Here is an 18,213-nt window from a genome sequence, read left to right on the forward strand (position 1 = left end):
CTCATACTCCCAGGGACGAACGATCGAGCACGGGGCGGCAGACCGTCGGCCTGGCGGTCGCGAACGCCGCCAGGGGACGCAGGCGTTCGATGACCTCGGGGCGGGCCAGGGCGTCGCGCAGCGACTGCTCGTCCTGCCACTCCGCGACGTTCACATAGGAGGTGTCGGCGTCCTGCGCACGGAGCAGCCTGTGGTGCAGGAATCCGGGCTGGGTGCTCATGCATTCGGAGACGTTCGCGAATTCACGCTCGAACTCGGCGGGAGAACCGTGCACGTGAAATACGTTCACGAGGACTATCACGTGAATACTCCTTTCCTGGAGCTTGGGGATGCTGTGCGCGGGCTCGGCCCGAAGAAGGGCCCGGGCCCGACGGCGGGGGAAGTCGTCGGACCCGGGCCGGCACAGCGGGCGGGTGCGCTACTCGCCGACGGCGACCGCGGACCGCGCCTCGTGCGGGGCGGTGACCGGCTCGGACTCCACTACGGTCGCACGGCCCTGACGGGGCATCAGCAGGGCGGTGACAGTGCCCAGGGCGACGAACGTGAAGCCGACCCACAGGGCCACATGCATGCCGTGCACGTAGTGCTCCCGGCTGTCGTAGCCGCCGTGGCCGGCGAACACCGCCGCGAGCACGGCCACCCCGAACACGCCGCCCAGCTCGCGGATCGCGTTGTTGGCACCGGAGGCGATGCCCTCCTCCTCGCGGCGCACCGAGCCCATGACGACGTTGCCGGCCGGCCCGAAGTACAGGCCCATGCCGAAGCCGTTGCAGAGGAAGGCGGGCACCAGGGACAGGAACGAGCTGCCGGTCGTGATGGACAGGGCGAGCCAGAGCAGGCCCACGCTCTGCAGGGCCAGGCCGGCCACGATGATCGGCTTGCCGCCGATCTTGTCGGACAGGCCGCCGCCCAGCGGGGCCGCGATGAGCACCACACCGGTCCACGCGAGGAAGCGCAGCCCCGCGGCGAACGGCGAGTAGCCGAGCGCCGTCTGCAGGTACTGGGTGATCAGGAAGATCGAGCCGAACATCCCGAAGAACATGAACAGGGACAGCAGGTTCACCGTGGTGAAGGCACGCCCGGAGAAGAGCCGCATCGGCAGCATCGGCTGCGGCGTCCGCAGTTCCCACGCGACGAACGCCGCCATCACCACGAGGCCGCCGATGCCCGCGCCCAGGGTCTGCGCGCTGGTCCAGCCCTCGGCGTCACCCCGGATGATCGACACCACGACACCGAGCAGACCGAGGCAGGCCAGCACGGTACCCACCAGGTCGAGCTTGGCCGCCGGTCCGAAGCTCTCCGTCAGCCAGGTCGCGGAGAGGGCGAGAAGCACCACGCCGATCGGCACGTTCAGCCAGAAGATCCACTGCCACGAGGCGCTCTCGGTGATGAAGCCGCCGACCACCGGGCCCAGGGCGACGCCCAGTCCGCCCACTCCGCCCCACACGCCGAGAGCGGCTCCTCGCTTGCTCGGCGGGACCGCGGCGGAGAGCAGGGTCAGGGTGAGCGGCAGCACGATGGCCGAGCCGAGGCCCTGGATCGCGCGGGCCGCGATGAGCACGCCGATCCCCGGTGCGAGTGCGGCCATCGCCGACGCCCCGGTGAACAGGGTGAGGCCCGCGACGAAGAGCCGGCGTCGTCCGAAGCGCTCGGCCAGGGCGGAGGCGGTGAGCAGGAAGACGGCGAAGGTGAGGGTGTAGGCGTTGACCGTCCACTCAAGCCCTTCGAGGCCGGTGTGCAGATGCTCTCGGATCTTCGTCAGCGCGGTGGTGACGACGAGCTGGTCGAGGGACACCATGAAGGTGGCGATGGCGGTCACGGTCATGGTGCGGCCGAAATGGCCGGTGGTGGCCTCGGACGCATCCGGAGAGATGGTGCTGTCCATCTCCGACTCCTTTGGATTTCGAATGGACTGCGGATTGGTGTGCGGTGTGTGAAAGTGCCGTTCTCGCGGCATGCGCACTCTCGAAATGGGCGCCGCACCGGGCGTGACAAATGCGGTTGGACATGAAACAGTTAACCTGGAAACCGCGACACCCTCAGGGTAGGCAGGAGAGAGTTAGCATGTCAACTGAAGCGGGTGTCACGCCCGATACGACCCCCGCCGAGACCGGGATCGACGGGCCGGAGTTCCGGGCATGGATCTCCCTGGCGCACACCTACGGCCATGTCTCCAAGGCCCTGGACCGCTCGCTGGCCCAGGAACACGGCATCTCCCTCGCCTGGTTCGAGGTGCTGGGGCGGCTCAGCAACGCGGAGGGCGAACGGATGCGTCTGCTCCAGCTCAGCCGCGACCTGGTCGTCTCCAAGGCGAGCGTGACCAAACTCGTCGACCGCATGGAACTCGCCGGGCTCGTCACCCGGGAGACACCCATGGACGACAAACGAGCGGTCTACGCGGCACTCACGCCGCACGGCAGGGCCGTCCTGGCCAAGGCACTGCCGCTGCAACTGCACAACATCCGGCAGGCCCTCGCCAGTCTGAGCCGGGACGAGCTGGAGAACCTTCAGGGGATGCTCGACGACGTCATTCGCGGGTTCAACCCTCAGTGGCGGGCGAAGGACTGAGCCCGGCCGGGCTCCGGGCCGCTCACCACTCGACCGCGCCGATGTCGAGCGGCTGTGGCGGCCTTTCCCGCATGCGCGCGACCAGACGAACCAGCCGTTCGTGCAGCTCCTCGGCCGGCCGATGGCATCGGTCGCCGTGGCCGGGCAGCACCCAGGTGAAGCGTGCCTCCTCGGCCAGGCGCAGCAGCGAGCCCATCAGCTCCGGACGCGAGTACCAGACCACCGTCTCAAACACCTCCAGGTCCTGCGCGGTCCGCGACCAGTAGAGGGTGTCGCCGGTGAAGCAGTACCGCTCGTCCACCACGTACACCACGCTTCCTCGGGTGTGGCCGGGCACGGGTCGCGCGGTCACCCCCGGGAGCACGTCGACCGGCTCCCTGCCCCGCAGCACCCTGTCGGCGTGCGGCGCGGCGTCCTGATCGGCCTCGTGGATCCACACCCGGGCGCCGAAGTGCTTCGCGAACCGCTGTGCGTGGGCGGTGTGGTCGCGGTGTGTGAGCAGGATGTGTGCGATGCCGCCCAGCTCCTCGTACGAGGCGGCGACCGCCGACGTCCAACGCGGCGTGTCCACCAGCAGATTGCCCTCCGGGCGGCGCACCAGGTAGGCGTTGGCCCCGAACGTCCGGGCCGAGTTGTGTCCGCAGAGGTACACCTCGCGGTCGAGGCGCATCGGGAAGGGAGCTGGCGGGACATGCCCCGGGCCGCGCCGGATCGCCCGCACCGGGCATGCGACCGCCGCCCTCGCCAGGGCCAGCTCTTCCGCCGCGTCGGCCGGCTGGCGGGCCAGTACGGAACGGGCGTCGGCCTCGACCACCGTTTCCGGCGCCAACTGGCGGGCCACGTCGCAGTTGATGCAGTTCCCGCGGATCTCCCAGGCCCGCCCCGCCGGCCCCCGCGACTCAGGCGCCGGCAAGACGTCCCCTGAGTTCGTCCCGGGCCACCTTGCCGGTGGCGAGCCGCGGAATGGCCACGACGACCTCGGCCCGGCGAATGCGCTGGCCTTCCGTCAGTTCCGCGTTGACGGCCGCCAGGACCGTGTCGATGCCGGCCTCGGCACCGTCGTGGAACACGACGAAGGCCACAGCGGACGTACCGAGCGCCGGATCGGGCCCTGCGACGACCGCGCAGTCCCGGACCGCCGGGTGGGCGTCCAGCCTGCGTTCCACCGCGGTAGGCGACACCAGCTCGCCGCCGCACCGGAAGGCATCCTTGACCCGGTCGAACATGAAGAGGTAGCCGTCCTCGTCCAGATGCCCCATGTCTCCGGTGGAGAGCCAGCCGTCCTCGTCCACCGGAGAGGGACCGGAGTGGCCCAGATATCCCTGCATCACGTGCGGACCATGGATCTGGATCTCTCCGATGTCGTGAGCCGACAGGACCTTCCCGGACTCGGGGTCGACGATCCGTATCCGGCTGCCGTTGAGCGCCAGTCCCACGGAACCGGCCCGGGGCGCGTCCGGATCGTCCGAGGACGCCAGTGACGAGGTCTCGCACATGCCGTATCCCTGGAGCAGCGGGAGACCGAAGGTGTCCGCCAGGGCGCGCACCACGCGCGGGGGAACGGCTGTGCCGCCGGATGCCATCAGCGTGACCGTGTCCAGGTGCAGATCCGGCAGCCCGGGGTCGGCCGCGAGCTCCAACAGGCGCACCGGGAAGGTGTAGTAGTGCGTCGCGCCGGTGCGGTTGGCCAGCTCGATCGCGTCGGCCGGGCGCTGACTCGTGCACAGGACCTGCGTCGCCGCCACGGAGACCGCGGTGTTCATGTGCATCGGGTGGTAGATCGGGAGGTGGAGCAGGACCGTCGACGAGGAGTCGACACGGTGCGCCGCGGCCATCTGAGCGGCATTCACCTTGATGTTGCGATGGCTCAGCCGGACTGCCTTGGGCACACCCGTGGATCCACTGGTGAACAGGATCACGGCCCGGTCCTCCTCGGCCGTGGCTGCCGGGTGCCGGTCGCCGTCACCACCGCCGTCCGCCGGGTCCTCGCCGAGGACCAGCACACGCCGCAGGTCCGGAAGAGTGTCCAGCAACGGCAGCAGCCGGTCCCGTACCTCGGGCGGAACGACCGCCAGACGGGCCTTCGACAGCCTCAGTACGTGCGCCAGGACAGGCGCCGGAAGCCACGGATTGACGACGGCGGCCGTACCGCCCGCCCGCAGGATCCCGTAGTACACGGCGGGGAACGCCGGATCGAGGGCCTGGGCGACCGCCACCGTCCCCGGCGGCTCGTCGAACATCCCGTGCAGCGTCCGGGCCCAGCCCGTCGCGGCCGCGTCCAGCTCGGCGTAGGAGATCTCCGCAGCACCGCTGCGGATCGCCACCCGCTCCGGGTGGGCACGTGCCGCGTCCGCGAGCAGCGCGTCGACCGGGCCGTCCGCCCACCGCAGCGGGAGGGCGGGGGGCTCCGGCGAAGTCTCGGTGGTCAGGGGTGCCGTCTCGGTTCGGGTCATCTCGTCCTCGTTTCCGGCAGTGGTTTACCCGGCGGCCCGCGCAGGCGGTGCCGTACGGCCGTCGACCTTCTTGAGACGGGCTCAAGGGCCGCTGTAGATCGGGTCAAGACCGCACCGTCGCCTCCTTGACCGGGTCTACAGCGGCCCTTGAGTCAAGATGCCCAACCTGCCGGTGCTCGCAGCAGTTCACGATCGATCCCCGAGGAGGCGTCTCATGGTCCAGGCGGCGGCAGTGGTACCCGTACCGGTCAGCGCGGAGGTGTATCAGGACCTCCAGCACTTCTACGCCCGCCAGATGCAGTCGACGGACGACCTCGACGTGTCGGCCTGGGCGGGCAGCTTCACGGAGGACGGTGTCTTCGCCACCAACGCCTTCCCCGAGCCCCTCACGGGCCGGACCGCCATCGCCGAGCACTGCGACCGGGCCTTCGCCGCGCAGGCCGAGGCCGGGATCGTCCGCCGGCATGTCATGACGACACTGGCCGCAGACCACGCACCGGACAGAGACGGCGAACGGGTCCACACCCGCTCGTACGTCATGGTGCTGGAGACCCGGCGTGGCCAGAAGCCGACCATCTACTGCAGCACTCTGTGCGAGGACGTCCTCACCCGGGTGGACGGCGGCTGGCAGGTGGTCCGGCGCCAGGTCAGCCGCGACGACCTGTAACCGGTCGAGAGCGTCCGGTGCTTCGAAACACGTCATGGCGAGGGAGGAGCGACCGCATGGCACCGAAAGGGCGATGTCCCGAAGAGCCCGACGACGGAGGCCGGAGTCGGCCCGCCATGGCCGAGCAGCCGAGCAGGTTCGAGACGTGGTCCCTCTGTGTTCCCGTCAGGCTGGCCGGATACGAGGAGGATCCCGAGGACGCGCACATCGTGCGCGGAATCGACTGATTCGGCTCGGCGTCCTTCCGCACCGTGTGGGCTCCCTCCCCGGCCGCGGCGAAGCGCCGCGGCCGGGGAGCCGTCGCGCCGATGCTCTCCTTGCTCAGGGCTGGGCTCGGGCGACGAGCAGCGCGACGTCGTCCTCGCCGCCGGGCGAGCGCAGAATCTCCAGGATGCGGTCGCAGGTGTCCTCCAGGTCCTGGCCGCGTGTCGCGGTGAGTGCGTCGAGGAGGGTGTTCAGGCGGGCGTCGATGGGTTCGCTTCGGGTCTCGACCAGGCCGTCGGTGTAGAGGGCCAGTTCGTCGCCGGGGCGGAAGGCGATGGTGGTGGCCTCGAAGGGCACTCCGCCGACGCCCAGCGGTGCGCCGGTGGGAAGGTCCAGCAGCTGTGCCGCGTGGCCGAGCCGCATCAGGGCCGGGGGCAGGTGACCGGCGAGGCAGATCTCGCACTGGCCCCGGTGCGGGTCGTAGACGCAGTAGATGCAGGTGGTGATGGTCTGCTCGACACCTTCGGTCAGGTGATCGAGGTGACGGAGGGCCTCGGCGGGGGCGAGGGCGACCTCGGCGAAGGCGCGGGCGGCACTGCGGAGTTGACCCATGGTGGCGGCGGCGTTGATGCCGCTGCCCATGACGTCCCCGACGACCAGGGCGGTTCTGTCGCCCTGGCAGGGTATGGCGTCGTACCAGTCGCCGCCGACCTCGCTCATGGCGCCGCCGGGCTGGTAGCGGCAGGCGACCTCCAGGCCGGGCAGGTGCGTCGGAGGCTCGGGAAGCAGGCTGCGCTGGAGGGTGAGGGCCGCATGGCGCTGGGCCTGGTATCCGCGCGCGTTGTCGATGCAGACCGCGGCTCGGGCGGCCAGCTCCCGGGCGAGGAACGCGTCGTCGTCGTCGAAGGGTGCGGGGTTCCGGGTGCGCTTGAGGTCGAGAGCGCCGAGTACTTCGCCCCGGGCCAGAAGCGGTACCGCCAGGTAGGAGTGCACGCCGGCCTCCGCGAGGAGGGCGGCGGCCTCGCCGTCTCGGGCGATGCGCGCCAGATCCTGCCGGGTGGTGTGGGGCACCAGAACCGGTTGACGGGTGCGCACGCACTGGGTGATCAGGCGGTCGCCGGCGTAGGAGGCGAGTTCTCCCGGAGGGTCGGCCGCCGGGACCGCCTCGGTGGAGTGGGCCGCCCTGACGGCCAGGGCGCGGAAGAGGGCCGGACCCTCGTGTGGCGCGGTTCGGCCGTCCAGGGCACTGTCGAGTACGTCCACGGCTGCCACATCGGCCAGGACCGGTACGACGACGTCGGCAAGCTCGCGCGCTGTCGTGTCCAGATCGAGGGTGGTACCCACGGAGGCGGAAGCCGTGGCGATCAGTGCCAGCCGCTGCCGGGCCTGTGCCGCCTCGATAGCGGCCTGGTAACGCTCGGTGACGTCGATGACGGAGTAGGCCAGGCCCAGCACCCGTCCACCGGAGTCCTCCAGCCGGTAGTACGAGACGGACCAGGCATGCTCGTGGTCGGGGTCGCCTGGGGGACGACAGACGATGTCCCGGTCCACGACCGACTCGCCCGTCTCCAGGACCCGGCGCAGCCGTGCCTCGGGGTCCGTGTCCAGGAAGGCCAGGACCTCGCCGGCCCGCCGGCCGAGACGCTCGGAGGCGGACTGGCCGGTGATGCGTTCGAGAGCGGGATTCACGGCCAGGTAGCGCAGGTCCGGGTCCAGAATGGCCAGCCCGACCGGGGACTGGGACACCAGACGCACGGCCAGTGCGGCATCGCGCTCGACCCGCTCGACGGTCGCCTGGTCCGCGGCGAGGCCCAGGGCGTAGACGTCACCGAGGTCGTCCAGCAGCCGCATGTTGCGGAACTCCACCAGGCGGGTGCTGCCGTCCTTGTGCCGGATCGGGAAGGCCCCGGCCCAGTCGGTGCCGGACTCCATGACCTCGGCGAACAGCTTGATCACCTCGTCCTGGTGCTCCTCGTGGACCGTCAGCCCGGCCGCGTTGCGGCCCAGCGCCTCCGCCGCGGTGTAGCCGAACAGCTCCTCGGCCTTCGGGCTCCAGAAGACCACCTGGCCCTTCGCGTTCAGCACCACGGCCGCGACGCTGAGCAGATCGAGCAGGCCACTGGGCGGCGCGGCGCGGTCGGCCGCTGACCAGCCGTCGCCTGCTCTGGAAGAGTCCGTCGTGCCCATGCCTCATGTTCCTCCCGGCTCGGCGCCTTGGCTCGTGCCGTACCGGCGGGCGTTCTGCCTTCGTCCATGGTCGACCCAGACCGAGGCAGCGCACACCTCGTGGCTGCTGTTGGTGCGGATACCCAGGATCGTCGCTGCTGGTCACGCACCTGGTGGGGATGTCGGTGGACCGTGGCGGTGGCGATGGCGCGTGCGGTTGTCGTCCGTCGTGCGGCACGGGATGCTAGGGAGCACGAAGGGAAGCGGTGTCATGGATCGTTTTCCGAATGCCGCCAACGTCGATTTCCACAGTCCACTGGACCTCTCCAAAGCCGCCGTCGCGGTACTGGACGCCGAAGGCAACATCTCCGGGTGGGGAGCCTCGGCCCAGCGCCTCCTCGGACATTCGCCCGAGGACGTGCTCGGAAAACCGGCCGGCCGGCTGCTGGCAGCGGCCCCCGGGCAGCGGCTGTCCGCCCTCTGCGGGACGCGCAAGCCCCGCAGCACCGTCCTGGACCTCTCCTGCCGGAACGGACGGACCCTGCGCGCGGCCGTCACCCTCAGCCCGCTCGAACACCTGGGCGTCGCCGCGACCGTCGTGGTCGCGGCCGAGCTGGAGGCGCTGCGCGGCTGGGAGGCGCAGCTGGCGCTGCTGCAGGGAATGGCGACCGAGTCGACCGTGGGCCTGACGATCTTCGACACCGACATGCGCGTCGTCTGGGGGAACGTCTCCACCGATCTGGAGCTCGCGGGGATCGCCCAGTACATCGGCCGGCCGGCCGCGGATCTCTTTCCCGAGGGCGAATTCATCTCGCGGCACCACCCCCCGGACGAGGACCAGATCATGGAGCACGTCATGACGACGGGCGAACCGATCATGGGCATGCACTATCGCGGCCGCGCCCCCGCCGACCCGGTGCGCGAGCACGTCTGGTCCTGCTCGTACCACCGGATGGTGGATGCCCGGGGCGAGCTGCTGGGGCTGTTCGAGGAGTCCCTGGACATCACCGACCGCTATCGCGCCCAGGAACGACTGTCCCTGCTGGTGCGGGCGGGAAAGCGCATCGGTGCCTCGCTGGACGTGCGGCGTACGGCCGCGGAGCTGGCCGACGTGGCGGTACCGCAGCTGGCCGACGAAGTGCTGGTGGACCTGCCGCCGGCGGTCATCGAGGGACGGCAGCCGCCGACGGGCTCGGCGCCGGGGCACAGTCTGCTGCGGATGCACGGCAGGACCCCGGAGGAGTTCCGGACGAGTCCCGTCTCCTATCCACCGTCGTCGCCGCAGGCGCAGAGTCTGGGCTCCGGCCGCCTCGTCGTCGACGCCTCCCCGCCCGAGGCACCGGGCGAGGAGGGATCGGCCCCCTCGCACTCCTGCCTCTTCGTGCCGCTGCTCACCCGCAATACGGTCCTGGGCCTCGCCACCTTCCGGCGCAGCAGCAATCCCGACCCCTTCGGACCCGAGGAGCAGACGCTCGCCGTGGAACTGGCCGAGCGAGCCGCCGTCGGCATCGACAACGCGCGCCGATACACCAGCCAGCATGCGGCAGCCCTGGTACTGCAGCGCAGCCTGCTGCCCCAGCACCTGCCCGAGCAGAGCGCGGTCGACGTGGCGTACCGCTATCTGCCTGCCGACAGCCGCGTGGGCGTGGGCGGCGACTGGTTCGACCTGATCCCGCTGTCCGGTGCCAGAGTGGGCCTGACCGTCGGCGACGTGGTGGGCCACGGCATGCACGCGGCCGCGACCATGGGCCGGCTGCGCGCCACGGTACGGACCCTGGCCCTGCTGGACCTGGACCCGGCCGAACTGCTCACCCGGCTGGACGGCCTGGTCGCGCAGGACTCGGAACCCCACGGGAACGACGGGCTGAGCGACGAGGCGCTCGGAGTGACCTGTCTGTACGCGATCTACAACCCGGTCAACGGCCGGTGCTCCTGGGCGAGTGCGGGCCATCCCCCGCCGATCGTGGCCGATGCGAGCGGCTCGGTGGCCTTGTCCGCGCTGGCGCCGGGACCGCCCCTGGGGCTGGGCGGCCTGCCCTACGAGAACGTCGATCTGAACTTGTCCAGTGGCAGCGTGGTGGCGTTCTTCACCGACGGTGTCGTGGAGGACCGGCGCACCGACATCGACAGTGGCATCGACCGCCTTGTCCATGTGCTCACCTGGCAACGCTGCCCGCTGGAGGAACTGTGTGACCGGGCGCTGTCGGCCCGGCCACCCGGACCACAGGCGGACGACGCCACGCTGCTGCTCGTGCGCACCCGGCGTCTCGACGCCGACCGGGTGGCGGATCTGGAGCTGCCGCCCGACCCGGCCATGGTGGCGCACGCCCGCACGGTCGCCGAGCGCCAATTGGAGGCCTGGGGCCTGTCCGAGCTGTCGTTCACCGCCGAACTCGTGGTGAGCGAGCTGGTCACCAACAGCATCCGGTACGCCACCGGGCCCGTCATGCTGCGGCTGATCTGGGACCGCTCCCTGCTGTGCGAGGTCTCCGACAACGCGCACACCGCACCCCACCTGCGGCGAGCGCGCCGGGACGACGAGGGAGGCCGCGGCCTGTTCCTCGTCGCCCAGATGTCCCAGCGCTGGGGCACGCGATACACGTCGTCCGGGAAGACGATCTGGGCCGAGCTGGCCATACCCTAGGAGCCCTTGCATCCTTCCCGTCCTCACCAGTCGTGCACGGTCCCGTCCTGCAGCCTGCTGACCGGCAAGTACGCCTGCTGATAGGGGAAGTGGCGTGCCGCTTCGATGTCGAGGTCGATTCTGTTGGCCGCGGTGGTGGCGGGACTGCTGGCGGGCCTGCTGACGTACGCCCAGTCCCGCAACTGGCCGGCCTCGATCCTGGCGGCGCTCGGCGCGAGCGGCGCGGCCCTGGTGAGTCTTCCCCTGCTGCTGTGAGCCCGGCGTGCGCCGGGCTCCCGGTGTCAGGTGGGAATGCGTACCGTCTCCACCCAGCTCGGGGGCTGTGGTGCGGCGGAGCCGATCAGAGCCGCGATGACGCGGCAGGGTGGGTTCTCGTCGGGCCAGGGGGTGAACCCGTCGGTGAGGACGACGACGATGCTGGGGCGGTCCGGCGTCGCGAGCGCCGCTTCGATGCCGACGCGCATGTCCGTGCCGCCACCGCCGCCCAGGGTGATCTGCTCGGTGGCCGCCACCCGGGAGACGGCCTGTACGTCGGCGTCGCACGCGAGCACGGTCACGCGATTGCCCCGTATGCCCACCTCGCGCAGGACGCCCGTCACCTCCGCGAGGGCGGCGGCCAGTTCGGCATCGCCCATCGACCCTGAGGTGTCGATGACGACGGCCACCCGCGGCAACGGGCGGCGCAGGCTCGGCAGGACGACGCCGCGCAGCGCCGGGGTACGGCGCGAGGGGCGGCGGTAGGTGTAGTCGACGGCTCCGCCGGCCCATGCGGCGGCCTCCCGGACCGCGCCGGACAGCGCCCGCCGCCAGTCCACCGTGGGCTCCAGGACCTCCTCGGCCCAGCGCTGCCAGCCCGCGGGCAGGGTGCCACGGGTGCGCTGATGGGCCCGCATCGCCTCGGCGGTCTGCCGCCGCAGGGCCTGCGCCTCGACCTCGCCGAGCCGTGCGGGGCCGGCGGAGTCGGGGAGTTCCCAGGGCGCGGGCCGGCCGTGGGCGCCCGATCCGCAGTCCGGCGCCCGCACCTGCGGCGGCAGCCGGTCGAGGTACACCTCGAACAACTGGCCCTCGGGAAGGCCGAAGAGGCGGGGTTCCATGCGCCCCTCGGGCAGGCGCAGGCCGTCGGCGAGCAGGTCGTCGTTGATCTCGCAGTCCTGCGCGACGTTGACACGGTGCCAGTCGCGCTGGGCGGCGGCGGGGAGCCGGTCCGCCCGGCCGTGATGGTCGCGCAGCAGGTGCGCCGCCTCGTGCATCCAGACGCCCGCGAGTTCGGGCACCGGCGTCGCGTCGACGAAGGCGGGCGACACATAGCAGCGCCAGTGCCGGTCCACTCCCATCGTCCGGACCTCTGTGCTGGGCACGACGGTCAGGGCGTACAACGCCGAGGCCAGATACGGCCGGTCGCTCGCCGCCCGGTAGCGGGCGGCGAGCAGCTTGGTCATGTCCAGGGGGCGGCGGGATTCCTCCGTCATCCCCGCACTCCTCACCGGCCGGCGCCGGGCAGTGCCCCGGACATCTGCAGCAGGTCCAGGAACCCGTCGATGCCGGGCGGTACGGGCCAGTCGAGGTGCCGCATCGCCGCGAGGTCGGTGGCGGCCCGGGCGGCCACGTCCGGTACGCCCGCGTCCACGGCCTTCGCCAGCACCGCCCAGCCGGCCTCCCACCGGGGCCGGGTGAGGTCGCTCTGGATCGCGGCGACCACCGCGATGAGGAACGCCAGTTGCCGGTCGCCGCGGTCGGGCAGGGCGAAGGCGTCCGGGTCGGCGAGGACCCGGTCGGGGTCGGGCAGATCGAGGTGTTCGAGGTAGGACAGCAGCTCGATGCCCGCGCCGTCCCCGACGGCGCCGGTGAGCGCGGCGGCCAGCGCCTCGCGGCCGACGCCGGCCGCGTACCCGGCGGCGAGCAGCTTGAGTGCCATCTCCCAGGTGCGAGGGGACGGCCAGGACCGGCCCCGGCTCTCGGCGTCGCCGGGGATGTGGTGGACCAGGCCGGGCCGGGCCGTGAGGAAGCCGGAGATCGCGCCACGGGCCCGTGCGACCGCACCGGGCACCTTGCCGGCGTCGACGACGGGCACGGTCAGCTCCGGCCAGGTGCCGGCCATGCCGCGGGCGACCGTCCGGGGGTCGTGGGTCCATTCGAGGTGGACGAACCGGTTGGCGAGCGGCGGGCTGAGATGCCAGCCGTCCGCCGCGCTGGACGGCGGGTTGGCGGCGGCGACGATGCGCACCGCCTCCGGCAGGACCAGGCTGCCGACCCGTCGTTCGAGCACCACGCGCAGCAGCGCCGCCTGCACGGCCGGCGGTGCGGAGGACAGTTCGTCGAAGAAGAGCAGGCCCTGTCCGGCCCGGGCGAGGCGGACCGCCCAGTCCGGCGGAGCCATCGGCACGCCGGTCACGGCGGGGTCGTCACCGACGATGGGCAGTCCGGCGAAGTCGGAGGGCTCGTGCACGCTGGCGATGACCGTCTCCAGTGGCAGGCCGAGCCCGGCGGCGAGCTGCTCCAGGGCTGCCGACTTGCCGATTCCCGGCTCCCCCCACAGCAGCACGGGCTGATTGGCCGTCACAGCGAGGGCGAGCGCCTCCAGCTGTGGGTTCGCGGCGGGCTCGGTCCGGCCTGCGCGCAGCCTGCGGTTGAGGTCGTCCGCGGCCGCCAGCGGGCCGGACGGCGCGGTCGGGGCAGTACGGTCGGTGCTCAAAAGGGAAGCTCTTCCTCGTCGTCGGGGCCGTACTCGTCCTGCTCGTCCATCCATTCGTCCCACCACTCGGCGCCGACACCTGGATGCTCCGCCTGCACGCGCTCCCGGAGGAAGGCAAGGTCGGGCCGCTTGTACCGGCGGACGAGCTGGGCGAGCGACAACTCGGACTGGTCGATCACGTCGAGCCGCGCCCCGGCGGCGACGAGCGCCTCCACCAGCGCCTTCGAACCGAGGTCGTTCACCGCCACGAACAGCGGCGTGCGCTCCCGCCGGTCGCGGGCCTCCAGGTCCAGTCCCTCCGCCAGCAGGCGCGGCAGCAGCGTCTCGTGGTCGAGGAGGTTCAGTACGTGCAGCAAGCTGCGGCCGCTGGCGTCCCGCACGCGGGGGTCGACGCCCGCGTCCAGGAGCTCCAGCACGCCAGATGTGTCGCCGTGTTGGGCGCGCAGGAACAGTTCGTGGCGTTGCGCCCGCAGCGCCTTCGGCAGACGGCCTTCTCCAGAGGTCCACGTCTGCTCCACGGCGAAGCATCCGGCGACGGCACCGCCGAAGGCGCGCATGGCGCGTTCGCGCTGCTGTTCCTCGTCGCTGTGCGGCATGCGCAGCAGGCCGCCGGGCCGGAAGGCCACCTCGTGCCATTCCCCGCGGCACCTGACCCGCACGGGTGCGGGAGCCGTCGCTCCTGGCGGGCCGACCGGGCCTTCCGGGACCTGGAGGGCGGGGAACAACGCCTCGCGGACGAGCGGATGCAGATGCTCCGCCGCGACGCCTCCGGCGCGCATCAGGTCGAGGTCGGGAAGCCTGCGCCACAGAGCCTCGGCGAGGATGGGCTCGCCCTTCACGTCGTCCCGGTCGACGGCCCGCGCCAGCAGCCCGCCGGCGTCCACGGGCTCCAGCAGGATGTAGGTCCGCCAGTGCGCGGCGATGAGGAAGCGGTCGCCGGCGTCCTCGGCCATCTGCCGACGGATCTCCGGCTCCAGGCGGGTGTGGTCGAGCGCGAGCCCGCCCAGGAGCTGCTCCGGATCGGCCTGGTACCAGCCCGATTTCTGCGGGGGTGTCAGGTCCAGCTCGATACCGGCGGCGGCGAAGGCGGCCTGGGTCTCGCCCTTCTGGTGCAGCAGCGTGGCCCACTCGGCCCGCGCCGCCGGGTCGCGGTCGCCGGGATCGGCGGCGGGCAGTTCGTCCGTGCCACGCAAAGTGGCGTCGGCGTGGAAGAACGGCGGCCTGTCCGTGCCGCCGCACCGTTCACGCAGCTCGGCGGCGTGCCGTGCGTCCCACAGGTGCCGCGCGTACCGCCAGTCCTGCGTGGTCCGCCCGAAGACGCCTGCGGCCTGCTCGTGCGTGACCGTGCTGAACCGCAGGGCGATCCGCTGCGGTCCGTCGGTCATCGCAGGAGTGGTGATGTGCAGGTAAGGCGTGGCCCGGCGGCCCTCGTCCGCTGCCTTCGGGCGGTAGCGCGCGAGGACGACCGTCGTGTCCGTGGCGAGCGTGGTCCGTCCGCCGAGCAATCGCGGCAGGTGCCAGCGCAGCAGGTCGGGGGCGAAGTGGCGGAGGTCGTCCTCAAGGGCCGCGGCGACCTCGTCACCACAGTGGTCGGCGACTTCGGCCAGGTCGAAGGTGACGTCGACGTTCGCCGCCGCGCAGGCACCCAGCCAATCACCGGCCAGACGGCGCTCGGTCGCGCGCTCGATCATCCGGCCGGGCACCGCGTACCGGCGGATCCGGCGTCGGCTCGCCGCCTCGTCCGGGGGGAAACAACGGAGTTCGCTACGAGAGCTCAACGGTAGACACTCCCTATCGCGCGCAGGTCGGGATGTGCCCGGCCGACGGGCCGCAGACGCTGGGTGAAGGACCGCTTCACCTTGCGGGGCAGGCCGGGCCCCAGACCGACGTACTCCAGGGGCGAGTTGTCGGGCACGGCCGCCAGCAGCGTCTTCGCGCCCCGGCCGGTCAGACCGGTGTGGCACAGCTCCAGCCGGCGCAGCGGGCTGCCCGGCAGTGCGGCGGCCAGCGCGTGGGCGCCTTCGTCGCCGGTGGTGTTGGCGGGGGCGCCGAGGCTGCGTTCCGACATCGGGCGGCCCAGGTCGAGTGCCTCGATCCCTTCGAGGGAGTCGGCGAGGGCCCGGGCACCGACGGGGCCGATGCCGTTGCCGCCCAGGCCGAGGCGCACCGGCCGTGCGGGGTCGGCCGCGGCGGCGAGGATCGCGGCGCCCTCGTCTCCGAGGTGGTTGGCGGGGAGGTACAGCTCGCGCACACCCGCCTCGCGGATCAGTGCCGCCAGCAGCGGGGCGGCGTCGGCGGTCAGGCCGTTGCCGCCGAGGAAGAGGCGTTCCACCGGGCTGGGCCGGTCGGTGAGGGCGTCGAACAGGGCCCGCAGACCGTCGGTGGTCAGACCGGTGTTGACCAGGTCGAGGGTGCGCAGCGTGGTGTTGCGGCGGAGCATCGCGGCGAGCGCGCGGGCGCCTTCGTCGCCCACCGGGTTGCGCTTGAGCCACAGGGCGCGGACGGTGCCGTCCGTCGTCAGCGCGTCGGCGAGCGCGGTGACGCCCTCGGGGCCGATGCGGTTGCAGCCGAGGTAGAGCGTGTGCAGGCCGTGGCCGTCGATCAGCGCGTCGGCGACCGTGCGGGCTCCCTCGTTCCCGATGGCGTTGGTGCCGAGCAGGACATGCGCGGCGTGCGCGGAGGCGGCGGCGACGGGCATCAGCCGCGCGGCGCCGACCGCTCCGAGGCCCTGCTTGCACAGGTCGACGCGCCCGTCCGCGCGCACCGTGCCGCGCGGGAAGGCCTCGTCGGCCTCGACCGGCTGCGCGGACCGCAGTCGGGTGAGCAACGGCTCCAGAGCGGTGGGATCACTGATCGGGATGTCGGGGTGCTCGATCGCGGGGCAGCGTACGGGTGTCGGCTGCGTCATCACCACTCCACCGGTCCATCGCCGGTGCCCGGCTCGCCGAGGGCGGCATCGCCCTCCGCCCGCCCAGGACGAACCGACGCCAATCGACTTTCCTCCACGACAAGGGCGGCAAGGCTGGTCGGATTCGAACCGACGTCCTCCAGCTTGATGCGTGGGCGCGACGACCTCTGCGCTACAGCCTTGCCACGGAGATCATAGCGGCTATCGCCTTTGTGTTCGAACCCGGTTGGTCCTGGGCGTCGGGCAGTCGACGGGGGCCGCCCGTGGCTTGGCCACGGACAGCCCCCTCGTGCGAGAGGTGATCACTCAGTGGCAGCTGGTGGTGCCGCTGTCGCTGTAGGTCTTGCCCGCCTCGGGCACGAACTGCCAGTCGTAGCTGCCCGCGTGCAGGGTGAACTTGAGCACGCCGAAGCTGTCACTGTTGCGGGCTTCGCTGTTGGGCATGATGGTGCCGAAGCCGTAGTGGCTGGCCCCACCCATGCCGGCGACGAAGTGCCGGATGCCGCGGGTGGTGTCGAGCTGGCCGCTGGGGTTCATGGGAGCGAACCGCTCGTACTGGTGGTTGTGGCCCGCCACGATCACGTCGGCGTTGTTGTCGTACAGCGCCTGGACGAGAGGTCCGGTCGAGGTGTCGGGAGCGTGGTTGGCGCCGGAGGTGAACCGGGGCTTGTGCCAGTAGGCGATGGTGCACGGCTTGGTGCTGGCGGCCAGGTCCGAGCGCAGCCACTGCTCCTGCGGGGAGCCGACGGCCATGTTGACCTCGGAGTTCAGCGAGACCACGTGCCAGTCGCCGAGGTCGTAGGAGTAGTAACCCCGGCCGGACGGACCGGCGTTGGCCCCGAAGTAGTCGTAGTAGCCGGTGGCGCCGGGGGTGTTGTAGTCGTGGTTGCCCGGTGCCGGCCTGGTGCGGGCCTTGTGCCGGCCCCACGTCGGGTCGTAGTAGGTGGCGAACTCCGTGGCGGTGCCGCTGTCGTAGGCGTTGTCGCCCGCGGTGAACACGGTGCCGGGGATGTTGTCCAGCAGGTTGGCGGTCGCGGTGTCGCCCGTGCCGGAGTTGGCGATGTCGCCGGCGCCGACCAGCACCGGGTCGCCCGAGGGCGGCGGGGTGGTGGTGGGCGGCGGGGTGGTGCCGGTGGTGATCACCAGCTGCGGGGCGTCGGCGCCGCTCTCCCGCGAGTCGTAGTAGGCGCCGTCGCTGTTGGGGGAGGTCGCGCCGATGCTGAACGTGCCGTTGCCGGTCACGAGCGAGGTCACGTCGATCTCGTACCAGGTGTTCTTGACGACCGAGCCGAGGGTGCCCAGGGTGGAACCGTCGATGGCGGGCTTGTTGTTCCAGGTCGTGCCGGTCTCCGACCACGTGGTGTCGGTCATCGCCTTGAACGTGCCGCCGTTGCTGCTGCCGTTGTTGCCGCTGACGGTACGGATGCGCAGCTTGGCGTTGGTCACCGGGTCGGTGACGCCGCTGACGGTGAACTTCAGGAACGACTGGCGGACCGGCGAGTTGTCGACCACGAACTGGGTCGAGGTGCCGTAGTTGGTGGACGGGGTGCTGTCCTGTACGTAGGTGTCGGCGACCGGGGTGAACGTGGTCGTGGCCGCGGTGGCCACGGGAGCGGTGGTGAGCAGGCCTGCGACGGCTACGGCCGTCAGCGCGACTGCTCCTCCGGCCAACGCTGATCTCCGGAAGCGGCGGTTGCCCATCGGATGATCCCTTCTGAAGTGAGGGCTGTGGAGGGCGATTCGGGAACTTAGGGACCCGCCGATGCCGCCGCCATCCCCCTTTGAATGAACTGTGAGTGAGCTGTGAATGAGGGCCTGTCGGACTCGCTCACATGTTCTGACGAGCTGTCAGTACGCCACCCGTTGTTCAGCTACTGCATGCCCGCTCGCCGACTGCGTGCTGCTGGTGAT

General features: G+C 71.5%; 14 protein-coding genes and 1 pseudogene. 4 read left to right on the forward strand and 11 right to left on the reverse strand.

Annotated elements, in window-relative coordinates; genetic code table 11:
- Position 1 precedes the first annotated feature (1 nt).
- Together ACFY3C_RS30700 and ACFY3C_RS30705 are read right to left on the reverse strand one after the other, a co-directional pair.
- Positions 2-301 carry an antibiotic biosynthesis monooxygenase family protein gene (locus ACFY3C_RS30700; protein WP_390773073.1) on the reverse strand — a complete coding sequence of 100 codons (300 nt, stop codon included), beginning with the start codon at positions 299-301 and terminating at the stop codon, positions 2-4.
- A gap of 117 nt (positions 302-418) precedes the next feature.
- Complete coding sequence (locus ACFY3C_RS30705; protein ID WP_386575362.1) at positions 419-1,885, reverse strand: MFS transporter; 1,467 nt, start codon at positions 1,883-1,885, stop codon at positions 419-421.
- Positions 1,886-2,064: 179 nt separating this feature from the next.
- Here ACFY3C_RS30705 and ACFY3C_RS30710 point away from each other — a divergent pair, with 179 nt between their 5' ends.
- A complete protein-coding gene (locus tag ACFY3C_RS30710) occupies positions 2,065-2,568 on the forward strand; it encodes a MarR family winged helix-turn-helix transcriptional regulator (protein WP_386575361.1) in 504 nt (167 codons plus the stop codon).
- 22 nt (positions 2,569-2,590) lie between these two features.
- Here the strand turns inward: ACFY3C_RS30710 and ACFY3C_RS30715 are convergent, their stop codons facing one another.
- Positions 2,591-3,481 (reverse strand): MBL fold metallo-hydrolase, encoded by an 891-nt coding sequence (locus ACFY3C_RS30715; protein ID WP_390773074.1) that lies wholly within the window; start codon positions 3,479-3,481, stop codon positions 2,591-2,593.
- Complete coding sequence (locus tag ACFY3C_RS30720; RefSeq protein WP_390773075.1) at positions 3,468-5,021, reverse strand: class I adenylate-forming enzyme family protein; 1,554 nt, start codon at positions 5,019-5,021, stop codon at positions 3,468-3,470. The genes ACFY3C_RS30715 and ACFY3C_RS30720 overlap by 14 nt, the downstream gene beginning before the upstream one ends.
- 214 nt (positions 5,022-5,235) lie before the next feature.
- Between ACFY3C_RS30720 and ACFY3C_RS30725 the strand changes: the two genes are divergently transcribed.
- The gene (locus ACFY3C_RS30725) at positions 5,236-5,688 is read left to right on the forward strand and encodes a nuclear transport factor 2 family protein (protein WP_390773076.1); all 453 of its coding nucleotides are present in this window, start codon (positions 5,236-5,238) and stop codon (positions 5,686-5,688) included.
- Positions 5,689-6,009: 321 nt separating this feature from the next.
- Here the strand turns inward: ACFY3C_RS30725 and ACFY3C_RS30730 are convergent, their stop codons facing one another.
- Entirely contained in the window at positions 6,010-8,079 is a 2,070-nt protein-coding gene (locus tag ACFY3C_RS30730) for a SpoIIE family protein phosphatase (RefSeq protein ID WP_390773077.1), read from the reverse strand.
- Positions 8,080-8,329: 250 nt separating this feature from the next.
- Here ACFY3C_RS30730 and ACFY3C_RS30735 point away from each other — a divergent pair, with 250 nt between their 5' ends.
- Together ACFY3C_RS30735 and ACFY3C_RS30740 are read left to right on the forward strand one after the other, a co-directional pair.
- Entirely contained in the window at positions 8,330-10,702 is a 2,373-nt protein-coding gene (locus ACFY3C_RS30735) for a SpoIIE family protein phosphatase (protein ID WP_390773078.1), read from the forward strand.
- A 105-nt stretch (positions 10,703-10,807) separates the two neighbouring features.
- Complete coding sequence (locus ACFY3C_RS30740) at positions 10,808-10,957, forward strand: hypothetical protein (RefSeq protein ID WP_390773079.1); 150 nt, start codon at positions 10,808-10,810, stop codon at positions 10,955-10,957.
- A 26-nt stretch (positions 10,958-10,983) separates the two neighbouring features.
- On the opposite strand, the gene ACFY3C_RS30745 is transcribed toward ACFY3C_RS30740, so the two are convergent.
- The 6 genes and pseudogenes from ACFY3C_RS30745 to ACFY3C_RS30770 all read right to left on the reverse strand — a co-directional run bounded on the left by ACFY3C_RS30745 (position 10,984) and on the right by ACFY3C_RS30770 (position 17,973).
- Positions 10,984-12,171 carry a VWA-like domain-containing protein gene (locus ACFY3C_RS30745; RefSeq protein ID WP_386575354.1) on the reverse strand — a complete coding sequence of 396 codons (1,188 nt, stop codon included), beginning with the start codon at positions 12,169-12,171 and terminating at the stop codon, positions 10,984-10,986.
- Between the two features lie 11 nt (positions 12,172-12,182).
- A complete protein-coding gene (locus ACFY3C_RS30750) occupies positions 12,183-13,394 on the reverse strand; it encodes an AAA family ATPase (protein ID WP_390773080.1) in 1,212 nt (403 codons plus the stop codon).
- The gene (locus ACFY3C_RS30755) at positions 13,391-15,172 is read right to left on the reverse strand and encodes an ankyrin repeat domain-containing protein (protein WP_390773081.1); all 1,782 of its coding nucleotides are present in this window, start codon (positions 15,170-15,172) and stop codon (positions 13,391-13,393) included. Before ACFY3C_RS30755 ends, ACFY3C_RS30750 begins: the two co-directional genes overlap by 4 nt.
- A complete protein-coding gene (locus ACFY3C_RS30760) occupies positions 15,169-16,302 on the reverse strand; it encodes a gala protein (protein ID WP_390773082.1) in 1,134 nt (377 codons plus the stop codon). The genes ACFY3C_RS30755 and ACFY3C_RS30760 overlap by 4 nt, the downstream gene beginning before the upstream one ends.
- 109 nt (positions 16,303-16,411) lie before the next feature.
- Positions 16,412-16,484, reverse strand: a pseudogene (locus ACFY3C_RS30765).
- Between the two features lie 124 nt (positions 16,485-16,608).
- Entirely contained in the window at positions 16,609-17,973 is a 1,365-nt protein-coding gene (locus tag ACFY3C_RS30770) for a DNRLRE domain-containing protein (protein ID WP_390773083.1), read from the reverse strand.
- Positions 17,974-18,213: the final 240 nt, after the last annotated feature.

The organism is Streptomyces sp. NPDC001410 (assembly GCF_042895235.1).
Taxonomy (GTDB): Bacteria; Actinomycetota; Actinomycetes; order Streptomycetales; family Streptomycetaceae; genus Streptomyces.

Excerpts from the sequence above, each read along its gene's own strand:
- ACFY3C_RS30735 (WP_390773078.1), top strand. The coding sequence starts at position 8,330 with ATGGATCGTTTTCCGAATGCCGCCAACGTCGATTTCCACAGTCCACTG.
- ACFY3C_RS30745 (WP_386575354.1), bottom strand. The coding sequence starts at position 12,171 with ATGACGGAGGAATCCCGCCGCCCCCTGGACATGACCAAGCTGCTCGCC.
- ACFY3C_RS30730 (WP_390773077.1), bottom strand. The coding sequence starts at position 8,079 with ATGGGCACGACGGACTCTTCCAGAGCAGGCGACGGCTGGTCAGCGGCC.
- ACFY3C_RS30720 (WP_390773075.1), bottom strand. The coding sequence starts at position 5,021 with ATGACCCGAACCGAGACGGCACCCCTGACCACCGAGACTTCGCCGGAG.
- ACFY3C_RS30705 (WP_386575362.1), bottom strand. The coding sequence starts at position 1,885 with ATGGACAGCACCATCTCTCCGGATGCGTCCGAGGCCACCACCGGCCAT.
- ACFY3C_RS30740 (WP_390773079.1), top strand. The coding sequence starts at position 10,808 with ATGTCGAGGTCGATTCTGTTGGCCGCGGTGGTGGCGGGACTGCTGGCG.
- ACFY3C_RS30710 (WP_386575361.1), top strand. The coding sequence starts at position 2,065 with ATGTCAACTGAAGCGGGTGTCACGCCCGATACGACCCCCGCCGAGACC.
- ACFY3C_RS30725 (WP_390773076.1), top strand. The coding sequence starts at position 5,236 with ATGGTCCAGGCGGCGGCAGTGGTACCCGTACCGGTCAGCGCGGAGGTG.
- ACFY3C_RS30760 (WP_390773082.1), bottom strand. The coding sequence starts at position 16,302 with ATGACGCAGCCGACACCCGTACGCTGCCCCGCGATCGAGCACCCCGAC.